Below are 17,164 nucleotides of genomic sequence, written 5' to 3'. Positions count from 1 at the left end.
GGGTTTATAAAAATACTGTTGATTATACTACCTTTTGTAAGGTATTGATGCTGACATGAGGCCATTCAATACCAAAGAAGTTGAGAATGACCCTCTGGGTATATTGAAGCCTTAAAATCGGATCGCCATTCGAATCCTTGTCAGCTAGTTCCTGTATCCAAAACGTAGCATTCATCTTGGTGGCGTCTGCCTGCTTTTTAATAAAAGGAATACTGGAAATACCCCCTGACTCAATAGTGGAATCAAACATCAGCTCGGTGGTTTTTACAATAGTGACGCCCTGGTTGGCTTTGTTAAGCAAGTCGTTCGGAATGGTAGGGTCGAAAACACCCTTAAAAAGATTTTTATGAAAATGCTTATACGGAGCCAGGTAAGGATTATCGAGCTTTTTGAAACCTACCGGTAATCCGCTTTCCTGAGGAATTGTCGGGGCACCATCAATCGTTCGTGCCTTTCCTAAAGCCAACACTGAATTGCCATGTGGGATAGCACCAAGTCTTGCGATGTCGAAACCAGTGGTAGCCAGGTTTGTCATGTGTAAAAATAAGCCGGGCTCATGGTGTATGGGTAGGTTTGGTGGGCCTGCTTCCCCACTTTCCGGAAAGTCCATAGCCGCAATTTGGGTGATAGACTGATCGTAATCCAGCGTAGCTACGAACTGATCTTTGTTTCCCGGTTCATTCAGGTCTACGCCTCTGTTTGGAACTCCCTTATCAACCAGACCAAACTGGTGTTTTTCATTGTATTGATTAAGCAGCAGCCTGTAGTTAAGCGAAGATCCATCCTTGATGAACGGGAGAGCGATCATATTCCAACCACTACCGGGTAGATGGGGAATGTTTGTCCAAACGCCAGTTAATTGTTTAAGCGGGCCGAGAGCGTCTTCGTCATCCGGAGCATGCTGTAACGTTCTACCCTGGGCAAGCATTTTCTTGAAATTTTCTGTGGTAAGCATAAAAGTGTATGTTTAAGTAAATGATTCATTAGGATTACATACTTAGTTTTCCTAAGTTTTGGTTAAAATTTTATTTTTCTACTCTGGTTTAATATTGGCTTTCCGGATACCCGATTTTACTAGTGGTATCTGGTTTCCTATTTTTGAAAATGTCTTTTGCCACAATGGGTGGTCAAGCCGATAGCTTTCGCAGAATGTATGTATATGTGCTATTTTCGAAACAGGTTATAACGTCCCGGCTTGGGTGCGGCAGATGCTTGGGGAGCTATTTTCTACCGGTTTTTGCCAAACCTTCTTTAAATGTACTCAATAATATTTAATTTATCTGCAAACTATCCCAATTAAGCATAGATTATAGGGAGTAGAATCCTATTTTCAGTTGTTTATTTGCTCCGTTAAAAAAACCACTTTGTAGGTAAATGCCCTGGACACGATCGCTTACACCAGGCCCTAATGGATTGCTAATTTTCTCTATTCGTTAGTGTTTCTTTCGGCAAACCGGGTTAACCAATTTTCCGCTTAAACGTCATTACCTTACAACACAACTACCAGCAGGTATTCCTCCCAGGAATCACTGGTATACTTTACGCTGGAATCAGGAGAAAGGAGAGGTTAACTAATTTTGCCCAACGTGATACAATAAATCAGATTTGAGACTTCTTATGATAAACACAATGATTGAAAACCTGCTGAGGCAGCAATCAACCTTATGAGTGTAAAATGTACGACCTTAGGATTTTTAAGATTCAAAAAATAAGCAAAACAGCCCCCTTTTTAAAAATAAAAACCCTAAATCACTATATTTTAAATAGGTAGGTATTTTATCAGGAGAGGAGGAGAGGACCGAGCGTTTAGAAACAGTCCGGTGGACTGTTTTAGCGAGGAGCTGGGCTGCGGGGGGGCCTTCCTTTAGCCAGCTTTCCGAATCACAGCAATCAGGTGCAGAACACAATGTAACGAAAGGCGGGAATCAGGTGGCCTGGCTGAATGCGGATCGAGGCCGCATAGCCGGACCTGGCAGAACGCAACCCATCTATGCGGGCGACAGCGTAAAACTTAGGGTTCACGGAAAATACGCCGAGCCAACGCTCACCAAACTCAACGCAGAAACCTATCTGACCCAATCCGCAAAGGACCAGATGGTGGACGGCATCAGTGAGCTGGCCGGAAGCCTACAACGCTCCGGTTCCGGCAATCCCATCGCTCTTCTGAACCTGGCCAATATCCTTGCAGGAGATTTACTCCAGAAAGAAGCCCCCGAAGCTTACCTGATTTATGCCCTATATGACAATGATAGCAATCGGTATGAAGTAGGAAAGCAAGTACTGTCCAAAAATGCAGCCAACCAGCACGAGGTATTAGAGGAAAACTTGTATATTTCGGAGGACGGATATTTAGAAACCTTCGTGATCAACGAAACCTCGGAGGACGTATGGTTCGATGACTTTACGGTGATGAGCACTACTTCTCCCATTATGCAAGAAACACACTATGACCCTTGGGGATTGGAGTTGACGGGGATTGGGTTTCAGTATGAGGGGATTAAGGCGAATAAGTACCTCTACAACGGGAAGGAGCTAATCGAGGACAACGGCCTTCAGTATTATGATTATGGGGCGAGGATGTATGATCCGGTTATTGGGAGATGGGGGGGTGTGGATCCCTTGGCGGACCAGATGAGACGGCATTCGCCTTATAATTATGCTTTTGATAATCCGATAAGGTTTATTGATCCAGATGGGATGAAGCCAGTTGATGATTATTTTAATAGACAAGGTCAATACTTGGGTTCCGACGAAGCTGATACAGATTTTGTTCAGATTGTTGATCAAAAAGATTGGGATGCAAATAAGACAACCAATACTAATGGAACCGAAAGAATAAGTCATAAGAATGGACAAAAAATATCTTCAAACATCACAGAAACTAAACTTAGTGACGAAGCAGTTGTGAATGTAATGGATCATTATAATAATCAACTCGATGATAAAAGTAAAGTTGACGATATAGATATTGAAACGACACAAGCACCCCGTGGAATTATCATGCGTTCATCTTTTGGAGGTGGCTATGGATTTTTTGGCTATAGGTTTGGTCAGGCAAATGATATTTTGATCAATATTAATGATAATAAGGTTGATAGAGATCTAAACACAGCATCAAATATTACTAGTTCACTTGTCCATGAGCATCAACATCACAAAGATCAGAGTAAATATAAGAGTTCAACATTAGAACAAAGGGCTATTAGAGCTCAAAGAGGACATCCTAGTTGGCAGAAGATTACAATTGAATTTGAAAAACGAATTGCAGATTATGGGGAAATGCATAAATAATATTTTTATCGCCATAGGGATGACACTCTTTATAGTAAGATGCAACTCTCCCTCTGAATTTCAAATCAACATTGAGCAAATAGAATGCTTAAATGCTGAAGTAGATATCTTTCTTGAATCTCTCGAGGTTTACACTGATAAAGGTGTGGGAATGTCCCACGCTGATATAGCTATAGAGTTAAATATGCGTGCAATAAACAACAGTTCTGATACAGTAAAATTTACTGTAGACCATGATGGTTACGATTATTTCAATTTCAAAGGAATTATTAATTTTGAAGGACTTAGAGATACAATTAATTTCAACAGTTTTCAGAACCCAAAAGTATACAAAATGTCCCCTTCAAGTACACTTGATTTTACCTTGGGTAGTTATGCTTATCCATTTGATCAATTACCATGCGATGAAAAAGATATTGTTGATTTCTTTAGCAATTGCTTCGGGAATTTCAAGATTTTCTATAAAACATTTGATGGCAAAGAAATGTGTGTCAATCAGAGAAGAGAATTAACAGTTTACTTAAGGAATTGAGGTTCCACCTAGGTTTTTGTTCGTAACTACACCTTTTTATCCTTGGAATTTGTAATTCCAGTTTACAACAATTATGGGCGAAGCTTAACAGATTAGAGATCAGGAAATCGAGCCTGCCCGAGACAGACAGACATGACGAAATCGACACACAGTGGAGATCAGGTGGCCTGGCTGAACGCGGATCGCGGTAGAGTAGCCGGACCTGGCAGAACGCAACCCATCTATGCGGGCGACAGCGTAAAACTTAGGGTTCACGGAAAATACGTCGAGCCAATGCTCACCAAACTCAACGCAGGCACCTACCTGACCCAAACCGCAAAGGACCAGATGGTGATAGCGAGCTGGCCGGAAGTCTGCAACGCTCCGGTTCCGGCAATCCCATCGCTCTAATGAACCTGGCCAACATACTAGCCGGTGACCTACAGCGAAAAGAAGCTCCAGAGGCCTACCTGATCTATGCACTATACGATCAGGGCAGCAATAGGTATGAAGTTGAGGACCGAGCGTTAAGAAACAGTCCTGTGGACTGTTTTAGCGAGGGGCTAGGCCGTGGGCTGCGTATTGTCCAAAAACGCAGCCAACCAGCACGAGGTATTAGAGGAAAACTTGTATATTTCGGAGGACGGATACCTGGAAACCTTCGTCGTCAACGAAACCTCGGAGGACGTATGGTTCGATGACTTTATGGTGATGAGCACCACTTCTCCCATTATGCAGGAGACGCATTACGATCCCTGGGGGTTGGAGTTGACGGGGATTGGGTTTCAGTATGCAGGGATAAAGGCGAATAGTTATCTCTATAACGGGAAGGAACTAATCGAGGACAACGGCCTTCAATATTATGACTACGGGGCGAGGATGTATGATCCGGTTATTGGGAGATGGGGGGTCATAGATCCGTTGGCAGACAAGTATTGGGATGTAACACCGTTTCAATATGCGTTAAATAATCCCGTGAGATATGTTGATCCTGATGGAAGGGATGTAATTGACTTGATCACAGGAAAAGATACTCCCCAGGAAGCAGCTCTTGCTAGGTTTGTTCAAACTAAAGCAGGAAGGGATTTTTTAAGTCAATTTGCTAGAGCTGGAGATATGGTTGGTGGGTATACATTCAAAGAGACCGGTGCTCAGGCAGATCATGTAGACATAACCTATAAATCATTAGGTAATCTAGGTAGATATGAAGGAGCAACCGACACACGTTGGAAATTTAAAAATGGAAGAAAAATAAAATTGAAAAACCTGACTCGTGATGCTGTATTATCTATGGCTAATACGGAGGGGTTTAAAGTACAATTTGATATTTCGGTTTCGGAGTATTTTGATGAAGATAGGTCGTTGGTCACGATAGCTCATGAAACATTTTTGCATGTCGAGCCAAAAGTAAAACAGTTTGGAGATGCAATTGAATCTTTATTTACTGGTGAATTTGATGGTGAAAATGGAATGATGAGCCTAACCAATACTCTTAATAAGATCGGTAATTTAGCAGAAGAGCATAAAGTTGCTGTAAACGGTAAATCAGTTTCGATGGAAACGTTTATGGAAGAAATTGTGAGTTTAACAGGGAATAACAATTTGAGACCAATTTTTGAAAGATGGAAAGAAACAGAACGAGAAAGGTAAATTACGGGGTTATTCCTAGAATATTAAGCCTGATTTTCTTATTTAATTTTGGTTGTTCAAGTAATGAAAGTGAAATTCAGGAGGGATATGATCTTGAGAGTATAGTTATAAATTATAATAAGGATTCAACGAAAGTGGTTTCATTTGGGTTTTTAAACGAAAAAGGCCAAAACGGAGAGTGGTTTTTCTTGGATGAATCTCAAAGAATTGAAAAGATTCAAACTTTTAAAAATGGGATCTTGAATGGTCCTGTTACTGAGTTTCTATGCTGTCAAAAATTCAGTACTTATACTTACAAAAATGGAAAACTTGAGGGTGAGATAGTTTATTACTCCAAAGAAGGTTATATATCAAGTAAAGGCTATTTTAAAAATGGAAAATTGAATGGTGTTTGGGCAGATTTCTATGAAGGTGTTCTTCTTTCAGTGTCGGAATATTCTGAAGATAAGAAAATAGATTTATACCAAAACCCCCTTTCAAAAAAGGTTGTAATAGGTGATGAATTCTTCGGATGTTGTGAACGAAATTGATTAAGAGTTTAGCGTTACCTCTACAACAGGAAGGAACACCTGACTGATCATGGTGTGAACATTTATGATTATGGGCAAAGGATGTATGATCCGGTTATTGGTAGATTTCAGGGAATGGACAAGCTTTCAGACATGTTTACCTCTGTGAGTCCGATGGTATATGGGTTTAACAATCCTTTGAAATTCAACGATCCAACTGGCCTTTCCGGAGGATGCGAGGAGTGTGTGGACCTCAACGAAGTTGTGGTTTATGCCACGAGGCTACCAAGGGTTGCCCCGGATTATGGTTCTCTGATGCGAGATCTAGGCAGAAGCAGCAGTCCCATTTACCGGAATATCAGCTTTACCGCACAGAACGAAGGTTTATCTCAGGCCCACCAGCTTTTTAGACGGGGAAGCACTCTCCATTTTAGTTCCGGGGAGGTAATAAAATACAGAGACTCCGAGTTTATGAGAGGAATACGCGCGATGGTGGCTTATGGTGTTACAGGAAGTATGGTGGCAGCGGCGGCCAGTCCTATGTTGATAGAGACGCTAGGCTCAGTTTTGGCAAGCCGGACGGGAATTAATATGACTATGGAGGCCACATGGCAGGCAGGAAACAGTTTGCTGTTCAATGGAAATTTGTCTCAAATGGATTTGGCGGATATTGGGTTTGCTGGTTTCGGAAAATATGGGTTTGTATTGATGGCTACTTTTGATTTTACTCAAAAAGATGGTTTTGTAAGGTTTGGTGATGGAAAAAATGCGGCACAATTTGGCACAGATATGCTCATTGGTGGCTATAATAGATGGCACGTGGATAAAATGAGTGCTGCCGGAGTTGAAAAGTCAGTAGTTAACTTTTTCAACAGCTTTAATGGCAACTTAAGAAATACCGTTGGAACAGGAATCAAAGAAGGGGTGAAGGATGAGTGATAAAAAAAAGTTAGTTTTAGGGTTTTTATTAGGTATATTAGGAACATTTTTATGGAACCTTTATTACGATTCCTACGAAAAATTATACACAGTTGGAGAGGTAACCGGTACAAGCATAGGACTGAAATCAGGCACCTCGGTACAATTTGATTTTTATTTCAAGGGACAGAAAATAGAGGGATCAAGTTGGAAAGGTTCTTATTCTGCAAAGATTGGTCAACAATTTATAGTAGAGTTTGGTAAGGATAAACAATCCATATCCACTATTCTTCTATATTACCCATTTCCAGACTCTTTAAATATTGATATACCCATTGAAGGTTGGGTTAAAATACCTGATGAAATCAAAAAATATAGATTGAAACGGACCGAGGATTTTGGATTAAGGGAATATTTTCATACAGATTAAGCTGGGTTCTGAGTTTTTCTAGGAACAATTTTAAATAATAGAATACATCCGAGCGAACCATCCTCAAACCAGGAGCCTACCTGTCTCAATCCGCAAAGGAGCAGATGGTGGACGGAATTAGTGAGCTGGCCGGAAGCCTACAACGCTCCGGTTCCAGAAATCCCATGGCCCTTCTGAACCTGGCCAATAAACTAGCCGGTGACCTCCAGCGAAAAGAAGCTCCCGAAGCTTACCTGATTTGTGCACTATACGATCAGGACAGCAATAGGTATGAGGTGGAGGACCGAGCGTTAAGAAACAGTCCGGTAGGACGGAGCGTAAAGAATTAGTCCCTTAGGACTAATTTAGCGACGGGCCGGGTTGCAGGGCTGGTTTTAGGAGGGGCCAGGCTGCGGGTGGCGTCCTTACGAAAAACGCAGCCAACCAGCACGAGGTATTGGAAGAAAACCTGTATATTGGTGAGGACGGATATATGGAAACCTTCGTAATTAATGAAACTTCCGAGGACGTATGGTTCGATGACTTTATGGTGATGAGTACAACCTCGCCCATTATGTAGGAGACGCATGGAGCCTGTCCCGAGTAGCGCAGCGAATCGGGAATCCCTGGGGATTGGAGTTGACGGGGATTGGGTTTCAGTATGCAGGGATTAAGGCGAATAAGTACCTCTACAACGGGAAGGAACTGTTGGACGACCTAAATCTCAATTTATACGACTTTGGGGCGAGGTATTTTGACCCTGGAATAGGGCGTTGGACCAGTCTGGATCCGTTGGCCAGTAAAAGGGATTGGCTCTCGCCCTATAATTATGTACAGAACAACTCGTTGAATAGGACCGATCCTGATGGGATGTTAGATGAATGGAGGTTAAATACAAATACTGGTGAGCTGGATTGGATAAGTGATTTAGGAGGCGAATCACAGCAAACAGTACATATTGGGAATAGAAAGACTTTAATAGAAGGTTCAAAAAATAATATTCATGTTGGAGCTGCGGCCGTTCCCGGTGGTAAGCCTGGAGATTTTACTTATACTGTAAGTAAAGTTGATTTATGGTCTGATCTCCCTGAGGAATATTAAGGGCATTATAATGCATTCGATCTTGTTGAGAGATATAATGCAGCGCAAAAAGGAGGGATTAAAATCAGAAATATTGGAGAAATGGAAAGTCAGGGGCTATCTAGAAGCGATATGGTTTGGAACAGGTCTGATTATGGTAGGCATCTTGTCAGAAAATACGGAAGTAAGGATTCTTTTTATATGGCAGCTGATTTAGGGATGATTCCATTGCCAGCTCCAGCAGGCGTTGACGATTTTACATTTGCAGGAAGTGGAATGTCAGCGATAAATACGTTCTCAAAAAATCGAAATATGCTGAAAGCTTCATCTCAGTTGAATATTGCTGCCAGAGGTGTCAAGTTGTCAAATAATCCATGGATCAGATTTCTTCAGGAAAATAAAGGAAGCTGGAGTGGTAGTGATTGGTTAAATCAAGCCAGACAGGCCTATAATGTATTGAAAAAATGAATTACATGTTGGAGTTGGTTTATACATGCAGAAAGTGTGGTAAAACCAACTCTTTATTTTCTTTTAAAGAGGATCGTTATAAACTTTCAGAGAAGGTAGGGAGTGAATTAGATGTAGAGTGTAGGTATTGTAGAAAATCAGATAAGATAAAATTGAACAGTGTTTATGCCAGGGTCAAACCTGTGAATTCCTTTATTGTTTTTGGCTTATTATTCCTTTTAGCTTGTTTAACCAGTTATTTTCTATTGAAAGGATATTGGAGAGATAATATTTTAATACAGAGTAAATCCATGCAAGTTGCGTTCATTGGTTTCTGCATTCCAATATCGGTATTGGCGGTATTATCCATCTCTTTGAAGGAGAAAATTAGAACGTTTCATAAGTACCGACTATAGGAGAATGTCGGTTGTATCAATTGAGTTTTGTCTTTCTCGAAATTCTTGCCAGTATTTTTCAATCTCTTCTTGATGGCCTTGACCAATTAAATTGATATCAGATTCTACAGCTATAGATTTTAGTTCTAGTTTTTCAAACTCATTAAAAATAATGAAGTGATCTTGTTTAGGGTTTGAAATTTGATATTTAATACTTTTATCGTCCTCAGTAGAAATTGTAAAAAAACCATCATTTATATAAAGAATTTTTGATATTGATGTTCCCATCAAATCATTATGAATGATGAAAAAATCATTACTAATTAGAGCCTCGTTATACATACCACTTGAATCCATGAACATCCAAGCCCCAGTAATTTCTTGGTTTTTTTGGCTATTCTGAGTACACTGAGTGAAGAGCATAGCCATAATTAAATATTTGCAAGTATGGAATATTGTTTTTTTTAACAAAATCAAAGATCGGTTATTCATAAAGGTAAAAGCAAGCCTAATTTAAAATCAAACAACGTGTCCTCATAAAGCTGCAATACTTTTGAGTTTTGCAGCTTTGATGAAAGCATCAATGGTGGCAAAGACGTGCGACTTGTTTTCGGGATCCAGGTTTTGGATCTCCTTCAGTTTTTTGAGCGTTTCGTTGTCAATGCGCTCATACTCCCCGTCCTTTACCAGATAATCCAGGGTTACCCCCAGTGCATCGGCGATCTTGGCGGCTACGTCAATGGAGGGGATGTTTTCGCCCCGTTCGTACTTGCCGATGATATCCCCTGAAGTCCCGACGAGCTTCCCCAGGTCTGTCTGCCTGATTTTTTTCTGCTTGCGGGCGAACGCCAATCTGGCTGAAAAAGCCATAAATACCTCGTTTTTGAGAGTTATATGATAGTGATTTACAAAAATACATCACTAATAAAGCAAATACAATTAATATTATTGATTTGAATTTTTCCATGGCAGGCAGAAATGGATATCAATACCGGTGATCAAACCCGGCCTGCCACTAAGAGGCGACCCAGATAACACTGGCCTGATGCCAGACAACCAACTGTAATGACCTCTCCCTTTTACCCCGATCAACGGTATCGATTTTGGAAAGATGGATCTACTTGACCAAATCAATGACGCACCAATTTATGGGCTATTTTTTCACATGCATCCGCTTTGATTGCCTGAAAAATTCCAAGGAACTACGGCATAATAGGAGGTGAATGCCCGAGATGTTTTATTCCGTTCCTCCTTGTGCTTAGTGAAAAACTCCCCATGGGATGGGCTTATCATTCATTTAGCCCTCCAGTGCCAGGAGATTTAAAGTCGGTAAGCACATTATGAAATCTTTTAATTTATTATCAGAACCTACGGAGATACTGTACAACCAGGGAAAATCCGCCATGACAGATTATCATCTCATCGCTGCCATCGCCAATATCGGGGTAAACAAAGCCCGGGAGATCCTTAAACTGGCAGATAACCGGCTTTCGGAACTCGCCAAATGGGACATGGAAAAATGGCTCAAAATAGATGGCATCGGATATACCCGGGCAACCTCATTGGTCACTTCCTTTGAACTGGGAAGAAGACGGATGTTTGAACAGCCGGTTAAGAAAATCAAAATCAACTGTTCCCAGGATGTATACAACTGCATGAAACCCTTCCTGTTTGATGAAGTGGTGGAACACTTTTACATTCTTTTGTTGAACCGTAACAACCAGGTGCTAAAATTGCACAAGATCAGCTCCGGAGGAACGCACGGTACCCTGGCAGATCCCAAACTGATCTTCAGAAAAGCGCTGGATTATTTGGCCTCCGGACTAATTCTGGTACATAACCATCCATCAGGGAATATGAAACCATCCGAACAGGACAAAAGGTTGACCAGCCGGCTGACCGAAGTCGGAAAGAGACTGGAAATACCGGTCCTGGACCACCTGATTTTTACAGATGGTTCGTACCTGAGTGTTTATTTCAACTGAAAAGTATACCACAATTTTATTCTAAAAGTATACCATTTTAAATTAATTAACAACGGTATCCCTGTTCTCTGGGGTACCCCAGAGAACAGGGATACCGGCGGTGCCCGGCTGCTTGTTCTTTGTTTTTTCATTTGCCCATCATCTGCTTGGTTTCCTTCAACCGGTAGGATTCCCCATTCATATTTACAAGGTGGGCTTTATGGGTGATCCTGTCGACCAGGGCAGCCGTTAGTACGGGATCACCGAATATTTCCTCCCATCGTTCAAACCCGAGGTTTGTGGTAATTATTGTTGATTTACGTCCGGCTCTTAAGGATAGATGATTGAACAGGAGTTCGGATCCTTCCTTGTCAAAGGAGACATAGCCAAACTCATCACAGATTACTAAGTCGTACTTTTCAAAGCGCATTTCCATTATTTTCAGGGTACGCTGGGAGTGTGATTCCCGGATCTGGGTCAATAGTTTATGGACTGTGGTAAACAATACCTTATACCCCTGGATACAGGCCTTTAGACCAAGGCCGACGGCGATATGGGTTTTGCCGGTACCTGGGTTTCCGGCCAATACTATATTTTGCCCTGATTCAATAAAGTCAAGGCGTTCCAGTAAGGGGAGTTTCTCCATTGCATTGGCAGGCAATTGTTCCCGTTTAAGGTCATTTAAATACATTTTGGAGGGAAAGTTGGCCTGCCTGATATGGGACTTCTTGCGGTTTTCCAGCCTCCCTTCATATTCCCGTTCCATCAGCTGTAAAAGGAAGTCTTCATAATTCAGTCGCTGTGCGGCAGCTTCTTTTGCCAAAGCCTTGAATTCCCTTCTAAATACGGGCAGCCGTAATTCTTTACTGTAGTCCACAATGCGTTCGTTGATCATTTTATCCATAAGTCCTTTAATTTATTAATGCTGATACCTGTTGAAGCTGTGATTTGGCCATTGCGGTGGTCTGGGTCCATTCAGGCAGAGGAAGATCCTCCTGCTTATTGCCCAGGAGTGCCTTTACCCTTTCCGTTGTGAGGCTTTTTATTGGATTCTGCGTAAGCTGTGTTACTGCCTGTTTTAACTTTTCATCCGTAATGCCATGCCGGCTGCAATAATCCAGAAGATCGATAAAGTTGCGCGGTTCCCCTACAAAATGGGCTTCGTAAAGCTCTTTTAAATACCCTGAGCTTGCCAGGGCTACGCTCCCTGCCAGGGCCCCGGGTTTACGTTGGAAAGTTTCCAGGTAGTGGTCTATTTTGATGATCCACCAGTGCTTCTGATAACTTCGGGGGTGAATGGCTACTCTGCGGTCGTTATGGTAAAACCAAAGCTCATGGCTCATGATTTTGGCTTGCACAAAGTCACCCACCAAACAGTCGGGCACCGAGTACCGGTTGGTTTTGTAGCTTACCGTGGCATATTTATCCACTCTGAGCTGGATCTGGTCCGAGCAGAGCAGTCTTGCCGGGAGCGGCAACAGAGCTGCCCTTTCCTCTTCAAGCAGCTCGTTGGCTGTCTTTCCTGTAAGTTTTTGAGTGGTATTGTTCAGGGAAGCTGTTGTTTTGTCAAGCCAATCTGCGGCTTCTTCCAAATCGGCAAAGTGGCATTTTACACCGAAGCTTTTGCGTCGTATGTATTCCACGCTCCGTTCCACATGACCTTTTTCATTGCCACGGTAGATGTTGCAGAAGCGGTGGGAAAAGTGGTAATGCCCACGGAGTTGTAACAGTGCCTGAGTGGGCTCTTTTTCATGCCTGCCTACGAATTTTGATACCGCTACCCGCATGTTGTCGTAGACCATCTCCTTATAGACACCCTGTAGATACTCAAAAAAGCCTACATGGGATTCCATAAAGGCTAACGTGTCCTGACGCTGATAAATAATAGCATAACGGTAATTGCTGTAGGCCCCGGTAAATACGGCAAGTTGAAAACGGGTCAGCTTCCCGTCTATAAATAGCTTTATTTCCCCCCAATCAAATTCACAGACAGATCCGAGAACATAATCCTGCCGAATAAAAGCCTCCCTGGGTGCTGACTTCCCCTGTTTTTCTTTGATGTAATTGCAGACCGAGGTGTAGCCGATAGCAATGCCTTGCTCCTTCAGTAAGGCATGAATATCACATTTCTTAAGCAGTTGTTTTCGCAGCCCCTGCTGCTTTTTCTCTTCATTGGCAGCCAGAAGTCTATCAATGGCCTCACGCACTTCTACAGTGAGTTTTAGTTTCCCGCGCTTACCTGGTTGGTAGGCGGGGGGACTTGACAGATACTCGGTTACCGCCTCTTGGGCAGGCAATCCTGACTGCAGATGCACTTCAAACTCGGTAATGTATCTTTTTACTGTCTTTCTACTGATACCAAGCTCTTTGCTTATCGCCCGTTGGCTTTTGCCCTCACGGTAACTCTTTAAAATAATTTCCTGTTTTGTATACATACTTATCATTTTATGAACGCATCTGGTAGACCGTTCAAGTTGAGAATAAGTGGTATACTTTTAAATTGAAATGGGGGCAGTTTTACTTTAATACATACAGCCTTGGGATTGTTTTGAAACTTAAGTTTCAAAAAATTCTCAAAAAGGTAATCACTTGAAAATTATAAAACGATTTATTAGTCTTCTTAAAAGTATCATCCAGCCTAATCAGATTAACAAAATGGAGTTTAGCCGCCTCTGTCAGATTGGGAAAGGTGCCCAGCAAAAAACAGCCAATCGCATAGACAAAATTCTTGTTCGAACTGGTGATCTTTCTAAGAATATCCATAAACCCAGAATAGTCAATTCCATCGAGCATGATTTTTTCAAAGACCCCATCAATGTGTGTTCGGTAATCATCTCTTTTCATCTTCCCGCTCAAAATACTTAGCAAAAAATTGAAAACCACAGGAAAAAGGATGTACAGGTAGATTCCTATCTCGCACCTTAGCGATTTCGATGCCACAGCCTTCTTGGCAATTTCCGTTTTCTCCTTGATTGCATGGCCATCTTCCACCTTTTTTGCGATCCGTTGAAAACCTTGCTGGAGAATAAGATACCTCCTCCAAATGATTGGATTATACCTTGCGATTGTTAAAGCCATGCAATCATAAGGCTCAATTTCAAGAAAATCAGACTATTTTTTAGCCCCCCAATTGGCCCCCTTTTAAAAAATAAAAACCCTAACTTACTATATTTCAAGTAGTTAGGGTTTTACTCAGCAGAGGAGGAGGGATTCGAACCCCCGGTACCTCGCGGTACAACGGTTTTCAAGACCGCCGCAATCGACCACTCTGCCACTCCTCTTAATGATGCTTTTTTTCTGTGTCGTTACAGTTAAGAGATCAAGTCTTCCTGATTTCCGACATTTAATAATCCACAAACACTTTTTTAATGTGTTTCGGTTTGCAAAGGTAGACCTATTTCCAAATTATTCAAATCTAATGCCGGTAAAATAAATGAAATATGGCTAATTTATTGGTTTTGAACCGCCTGCTTTTTTCGCATTTTTCTATCCCGTGCCTTGTCCAGACTTACGTTGATCTCAAAACCTACCAATACCAATATGGAGGTAATCCACAACCACAGCATTACTGCAATCATGGTTCCAATGGAACCATAAAGTTTGTTGTAAGTGGAGAAGTTATTTAAGTAAAAAGTAAACAGAAAAAATCCCAGGGTAATCAATGCACCAGCGACAACCGAACCTGTTGAAAAAAACTTCCATTTGTCATGAACTGCTGGAGCAAAACGGAAGATATATGCTGTGGCTATTATAAACAATAACAAAAGAACCAAAAACCTGAAAGAAGCCAGCGAGTAATAATAAATGGAATTGCTCACAAACTCAAATTCCGAAAAGCGATACAAAAGATTACTCCCTACCAACATCACCAATACCGCTCCGCATATGCTCAATACCAGTACCACAACGATGCTTGCGGCCACCAACCTGGTCCGAAAGAATCCCCTGTACTCCCTGGTCCTGTACACCGCATTGAAAGCATTCATCATGGAAATTACCCCGTTGGTGGAAAGGTATAGGGCCAGGAAAAATCCCAGAGATAACAAACTCTGCCTGGGTTTACTGATAATATCCATTATTGTAGGGGCTGCTTCGTTGTAAATATTGTCTGGCAAAATATCCCTGACAAATATCAGGATATTGGCCGTGGTCACTTCAGGAATAAAAAACTGTATAAAGGGTATGGTGTTTAACAAAAAAAGCAACAAGGGAAACATGGCTACGGTGAAATTAAAAGCCATGGCACTGGCCCTTTCAAATACATCATCTTTTTGAATGTGGTGCAAGAATATCTTACCCACATCATAGAGGTTTTGATCAGGATTGCCAAAATGAATGGGCTTAAGCCGCAAAGCCTGTTCATGTAACCTGCCTTTAAGATTTTTTATCCGCTTTTTCACATCGTGGTTTTGGGAGATGGTTCGAAATAGGGCCGGATAAGAGAAATAAATTTCTGAGGTGGCCTGCAGGGTCTGTGGCTGTCTGTTTTGAGGAAAGTTAAAAGGGTTTCACCTTTGTGAATCAGTTGACCAGCTTCTGAAAATATTTCATAATGAAAACGAATTCTTGAGCCGGGCATTTCCCTGATACTAACCCGGATGGTCAAAAGCTCATCGTACTTTCCTGGTAGTAAAAAACGGCTGTGGTTTTCCAATACGGGCATCATGACACCATTATCTTCCATTTCTTTGTAGGAAAAGCCCACACTACGTAGTGCTTCCACCCTGGCAACTTCATAGTAGGCTGCGTAGTTACCATAGTAAACGTATCCCATTTGATCTGTTTCTGCGTACCTTACCCTAAGTTGGTGTTCGTATGTAAACATTATCTATAGATTTTCGAAGCGTTTAAGGCATTTTGGTATTTTCTGGCATTGTTCAGGTGATCCCGCAAATTGGTGGCAAAGGCATGATAACCTGAAAAATCTGCTTTGGCGCAGAAATACAAGTAATTGTGTTCTGTGTAATTCAGGACAGCATCAAGGGAACTGATCTCCGGTAAATTGATAGGACCGGGTGGGAGACCGGCATATTTATAGGTGTTATAAGGGCTTTCTACTTCCTTATGCACATTCAATACCCTTCTTATACTGAAGTCGCCTAATGCAAACAACAAAGTAGGGTCGGCTTGTAAGGGGATGTTCCTTTTCAGGCGATTGATATATACCCCTGCTACAAGTGGCCTTTCATCTGATTTGTTCGTCTCGGCCTGAACAATGGACGCAAGGGTGGCGACTTCTGCTGGGCTCATTTGTAACTTTTCTGCCTTATTTTTCCTTTCTTCGGTCCAGAATTTTTCATATTCCCTGTGCATCCGGTCAAATAAGTCTATGGGGCTAAGGTCCCAGTAAACCTCATAGGTATTGGGAATGAACATAGCCATGATGTTCGTGGTATCAAAGCCATATTTCTCAATGAATGTCTTGTCTTCCAGTAAAGCCAGAAAGGAAGCTTCGTCCATTTCCAGGTTGGCAGTGATTTTTTCGGCCAACTCCTCAGGAAACCTGATATTATTGAATGTGATATTGACAGGGCTTTGTCGTCCCGAGCGAAGCAAAGTCACCAATTCGCGGTTGGACATTTTTGGCTGAATGGTATACCGGCCTGGTTTGACAGCTTCCTGGTATTTCATTATTTTCGCAACAAAGCTGAAAGTAACCACCTCGTTGATGATGTCCCTGGCAATTAAACTATCCAGTACCTGACTGAAGGAACTGCCGGAATAAATCTCCAGTACCTCTGGCTCGTCCCTGTCCACCATCGTATTGGGAGAGAAAAAAGCCTGGTAAAAATAAAAGCTCAAAGAGGTTAATAATACGGAAAACGCCACCAATCCCACCAATAAGTATTTCTTTTTTTTATCCTTAAGCATATTTTTTGTTAAATTCTAACTTATGATTATCAAATCATTGATTTGGTATAAGGAACCTGATTGTACCACAAATATACTATTAAATCAGGTACTTGGTTTTAGGAAAAACAAAATCCACT

The 17,164-nt window shown here is 41.7% G+C and carries 18 protein-coding genes, 1 tRNA gene and 1 pseudogene; 10 read left to right on the top strand and 10 right to left on the bottom strand.

Features of this window, described 5'->3' with window-relative positions; translation table 11 throughout:
• Positions 1–22: 22 nt before the first annotated feature.
• Positions 23–955, bottom strand: a complete 933-nt coding sequence (locus tag HUJ21_RS08640; protein ID WP_291368801.1) for a heme-binding protein — start codon at positions 953–955, stop codon at positions 23–25.
• Between the two features lie 974 nt (positions 956–1,929).
• Here HUJ21_RS08640 and HUJ21_RS08635 point away from each other — a divergent pair.
• From HUJ21_RS08635 to HUJ21_RS08595, 9 genes and pseudogenes are all read left to right on the top strand, one after another.
• Entirely contained in the window at positions 1,930–3,291 is a 1,362-nt protein-coding gene (locus HUJ21_RS08635) for an RHS repeat-associated core domain-containing protein (protein WP_291368799.1), read from the top strand.
• Positions 3,272–3,823, top strand: coding sequence for a hypothetical protein (locus tag HUJ21_RS08630; RefSeq protein ID WP_291368797.1), 552 nt, complete (start codon positions 3,272–3,274; stop codon positions 3,821–3,823). Before HUJ21_RS08635 ends, HUJ21_RS08630 begins: the two co-directional genes overlap by 20 nt.
• A gap of 561 nt (positions 3,824–4,384) precedes the next feature.
• Entirely contained in the window at positions 4,385–5,452 is a 1,068-nt protein-coding gene (locus HUJ21_RS08625; RefSeq protein WP_291368795.1) for an RHS repeat-associated core domain-containing protein, read from the top strand.
• Positions 5,425–5,982 (top strand): hypothetical protein, encoded by a 558-nt coding sequence (locus HUJ21_RS08620; protein ID WP_291368793.1) that lies wholly within the window; start codon positions 5,425–5,427, stop codon positions 5,980–5,982. Before HUJ21_RS08625 ends, HUJ21_RS08620 begins: the two co-directional genes overlap by 28 nt.
• Before the next feature lie 30 nt (positions 5,983–6,012).
• Positions 6,013–6,900: pseudogene (locus tag HUJ21_RS08615) on the top strand (RHS repeat-associated core domain-containing protein); the annotation flags it as partial.
• On the top strand, positions 6,893–7,309 hold the full coding sequence (locus tag HUJ21_RS08610; RefSeq protein WP_291368791.1) for a hypothetical protein: 417 nt from the start codon (positions 6,893–6,895) through the stop codon (positions 7,307–7,309). The pseudogene HUJ21_RS08615 and the gene HUJ21_RS08610, both read left to right, overlap by 8 nt.
• Positions 7,310–7,413: 104 nt before the next feature.
• On the top strand, positions 7,414–7,638 hold the full coding sequence (locus tag HUJ21_RS08605) for a hypothetical protein (protein WP_291368789.1): 225 nt from the start codon (positions 7,414–7,416) through the stop codon (positions 7,636–7,638).
• A 283-nt stretch (positions 7,639–7,921) separates the two neighbouring features.
• Entirely contained in the window at positions 7,922–8,389 is a 468-nt protein-coding gene (locus HUJ21_RS08600) for an RHS repeat-associated core domain-containing protein (RefSeq protein WP_291368787.1), read from the top strand.
• An 81-nt stretch (positions 8,390–8,470) separates the two neighbouring features.
• Entirely contained in the window at positions 8,471–8,836 is a 366-nt protein-coding gene (locus HUJ21_RS08595) for a hypothetical protein (RefSeq protein ID WP_291368785.1), read from the top strand.
• Between the two features lie 389 nt (positions 8,837–9,225).
• On the opposite strand, the gene HUJ21_RS08590 is transcribed toward HUJ21_RS08595, so the two are convergent.
• Together HUJ21_RS08590 and HUJ21_RS08585 are read right to left on the bottom strand one after the other, a co-directional pair.
• Positions 9,226–9,639, bottom strand: a complete 414-nt coding sequence (locus HUJ21_RS08590; RefSeq protein ID WP_291368783.1) for a hypothetical protein — start codon at positions 9,637–9,639, stop codon at positions 9,226–9,228.
• Between the two features lie 105 nt (positions 9,640–9,744).
• The gene (locus HUJ21_RS08585; RefSeq protein WP_291368781.1) at positions 9,745–10,080 is read right to left on the bottom strand and encodes a helix-turn-helix transcriptional regulator; all 336 of its coding nucleotides are present in this window, start codon (positions 10,078–10,080) and stop codon (positions 9,745–9,747) included.
• A gap of 470 nt (positions 10,081–10,550) precedes the next feature.
• On the opposite strand from HUJ21_RS08585, the gene radC reads away from it, so the two are divergent.
• Complete coding sequence (gene radC / locus HUJ21_RS08580; protein ID WP_291368779.1) at positions 10,551–11,195, top strand: DNA repair protein RadC; 645 nt, start codon at positions 10,551–10,553, stop codon at positions 11,193–11,195.
• Positions 11,196–11,322: 127 nt separating this feature from the next.
• On the opposite strand, the gene istB is transcribed toward radC, so the two are convergent.
• The 7 genes from istB to mltG all read right to left on the bottom strand — a co-directional run bounded on the left by istB (position 11,323) and on the right by mltG (position 17,045).
• Complete coding sequence (gene istB / locus HUJ21_RS08575; RefSeq protein WP_291368777.1) at positions 11,323–12,078, bottom strand: IS21-like element helper ATPase IstB; 756 nt, start codon at positions 12,076–12,078, stop codon at positions 11,323–11,325.
• A 7-nt stretch (positions 12,079–12,085) separates the two neighbouring features.
• Positions 12,086–13,609, bottom strand: a complete 1,524-nt coding sequence (gene istA / locus HUJ21_RS08570) for an IS21 family transposase (protein ID WP_291368775.1) — start codon at positions 13,607–13,609, stop codon at positions 12,086–12,088.
• Positions 13,610–13,736: 127 nt separating this feature from the next.
• Positions 13,737–14,252, bottom strand: a complete 516-nt coding sequence (locus tag HUJ21_RS08565; RefSeq protein WP_291368773.1) for a hypothetical protein — start codon at positions 14,250–14,252, stop codon at positions 13,737–13,739.
• A gap of 118 nt (positions 14,253–14,370) precedes the next feature.
• Positions 14,371–14,455 (bottom strand) — tRNA-Ser (locus HUJ21_RS08560).
• Positions 14,456–14,623: 168 nt separating this feature from the next.
• Positions 14,624–15,574, bottom strand: coding sequence for a YihY/virulence factor BrkB family protein (locus HUJ21_RS08555; RefSeq protein WP_291368771.1), 951 nt, complete (start codon positions 15,572–15,574; stop codon positions 14,624–14,626).
• A complete protein-coding gene (locus HUJ21_RS08550) occupies positions 15,571–15,999 on the bottom strand; it encodes a thioesterase family protein (RefSeq protein ID WP_291368769.1) in 429 nt (142 codons plus the stop codon). The genes HUJ21_RS08555 and HUJ21_RS08550 overlap by 4 nt, the downstream gene beginning before the upstream one ends.
• The gene (mltG, locus tag HUJ21_RS08545; protein ID WP_291368767.1) at positions 15,999–17,045 is read right to left on the bottom strand and encodes an endolytic transglycosylase MltG; all 1,047 of its coding nucleotides are present in this window, start codon (positions 17,043–17,045) and stop codon (positions 15,999–16,001) included. The genes HUJ21_RS08550 and mltG overlap by 1 nt, the downstream gene beginning before the upstream one ends.
• Positions 17,046–17,164: the final 119 nt, after the last annotated feature.

This window comes from Cyclobacterium sp., assembly GCF_014762705.1.
Taxonomy (GTDB): domain Bacteria; phylum Bacteroidota; class Bacteroidia; order Cytophagales; family Cyclobacteriaceae; genus Cyclobacterium.
Note: the sequence above shows the minus strand (reverse complement) of the source record. Positions and strands in the feature narration are given on the sequence as shown.

Excerpts from the sequence above, each read along its gene's own strand:
- HUJ21_RS08640 (WP_291368801.1), bottom strand. The coding sequence starts at position 955 with ATGCTTACCACAGAAAATTTCAAGAAAATGCTTGCCCAGGGTAGAACG.
- istB (WP_291368777.1), bottom strand. The coding sequence starts at position 12,078 with ATGGATAAAATGATCAACGAACGCATTGTGGACTACAGTAAAGAATTA.
- HUJ21_RS08585 (WP_291368781.1), bottom strand. The coding sequence starts at position 10,080 with ATGGCTTTTTCAGCCAGATTGGCGTTCGCCCGCAAGCAGAAAAAAATC.
- HUJ21_RS08630 (WP_291368797.1), top strand. The coding sequence starts at position 3,272 with ATGGGGAAATGCATAAATAATATTTTTATCGCCATAGGGATGACACTC.
- HUJ21_RS08610 (WP_291368791.1), top strand. The coding sequence starts at position 6,893 with ATGAGTGATAAAAAAAAGTTAGTTTTAGGGTTTTTATTAGGTATATTA.
- HUJ21_RS08620 (WP_291368793.1), top strand. The coding sequence starts at position 5,425 with ATGGAAAGAAACAGAACGAGAAAGGTAAATTACGGGGTTATTCCTAGA.
- HUJ21_RS08605 (WP_291368789.1), top strand. The coding sequence starts at position 7,414 with ATGGTGGACGGAATTAGTGAGCTGGCCGGAAGCCTACAACGCTCCGGT.
- HUJ21_RS08550 (WP_291368769.1), bottom strand. The coding sequence starts at position 15,999 with ATGTTTACATACGAACACCAACTTAGGGTAAGGTACGCAGAAACAGAT.
- HUJ21_RS08595 (WP_291368785.1), top strand. The coding sequence starts at position 8,471 with ATGGAAAGTCAGGGGCTATCTAGAAGCGATATGGTTTGGAACAGGTCT.
- HUJ21_RS08590 (WP_291368783.1), bottom strand. The coding sequence starts at position 9,639 with ATGGCTATGCTCTTCACTCAGTGTACTCAGAATAGCCAAAAAAACCAA.
- istA (WP_291368775.1), bottom strand. The coding sequence starts at position 13,609 with ATGTATACAAAACAGGAAATTATTTTAAAGAGTTACCGTGAGGGCAAA.
- radC (WP_291368779.1), top strand. The coding sequence starts at position 10,551 with ATGAAATCTTTTAATTTATTATCAGAACCTACGGAGATACTGTACAAC.
- mltG (WP_291368767.1), bottom strand. The coding sequence starts at position 17,045 with ATGCTTAAGGATAAAAAAAAGAAATACTTATTGGTGGGATTGGTGGCG.
- HUJ21_RS08565 (WP_291368773.1), bottom strand. The coding sequence starts at position 14,252 with ATGGCTTTAACAATCGCAAGGTATAATCCAATCATTTGGAGGAGGTAT.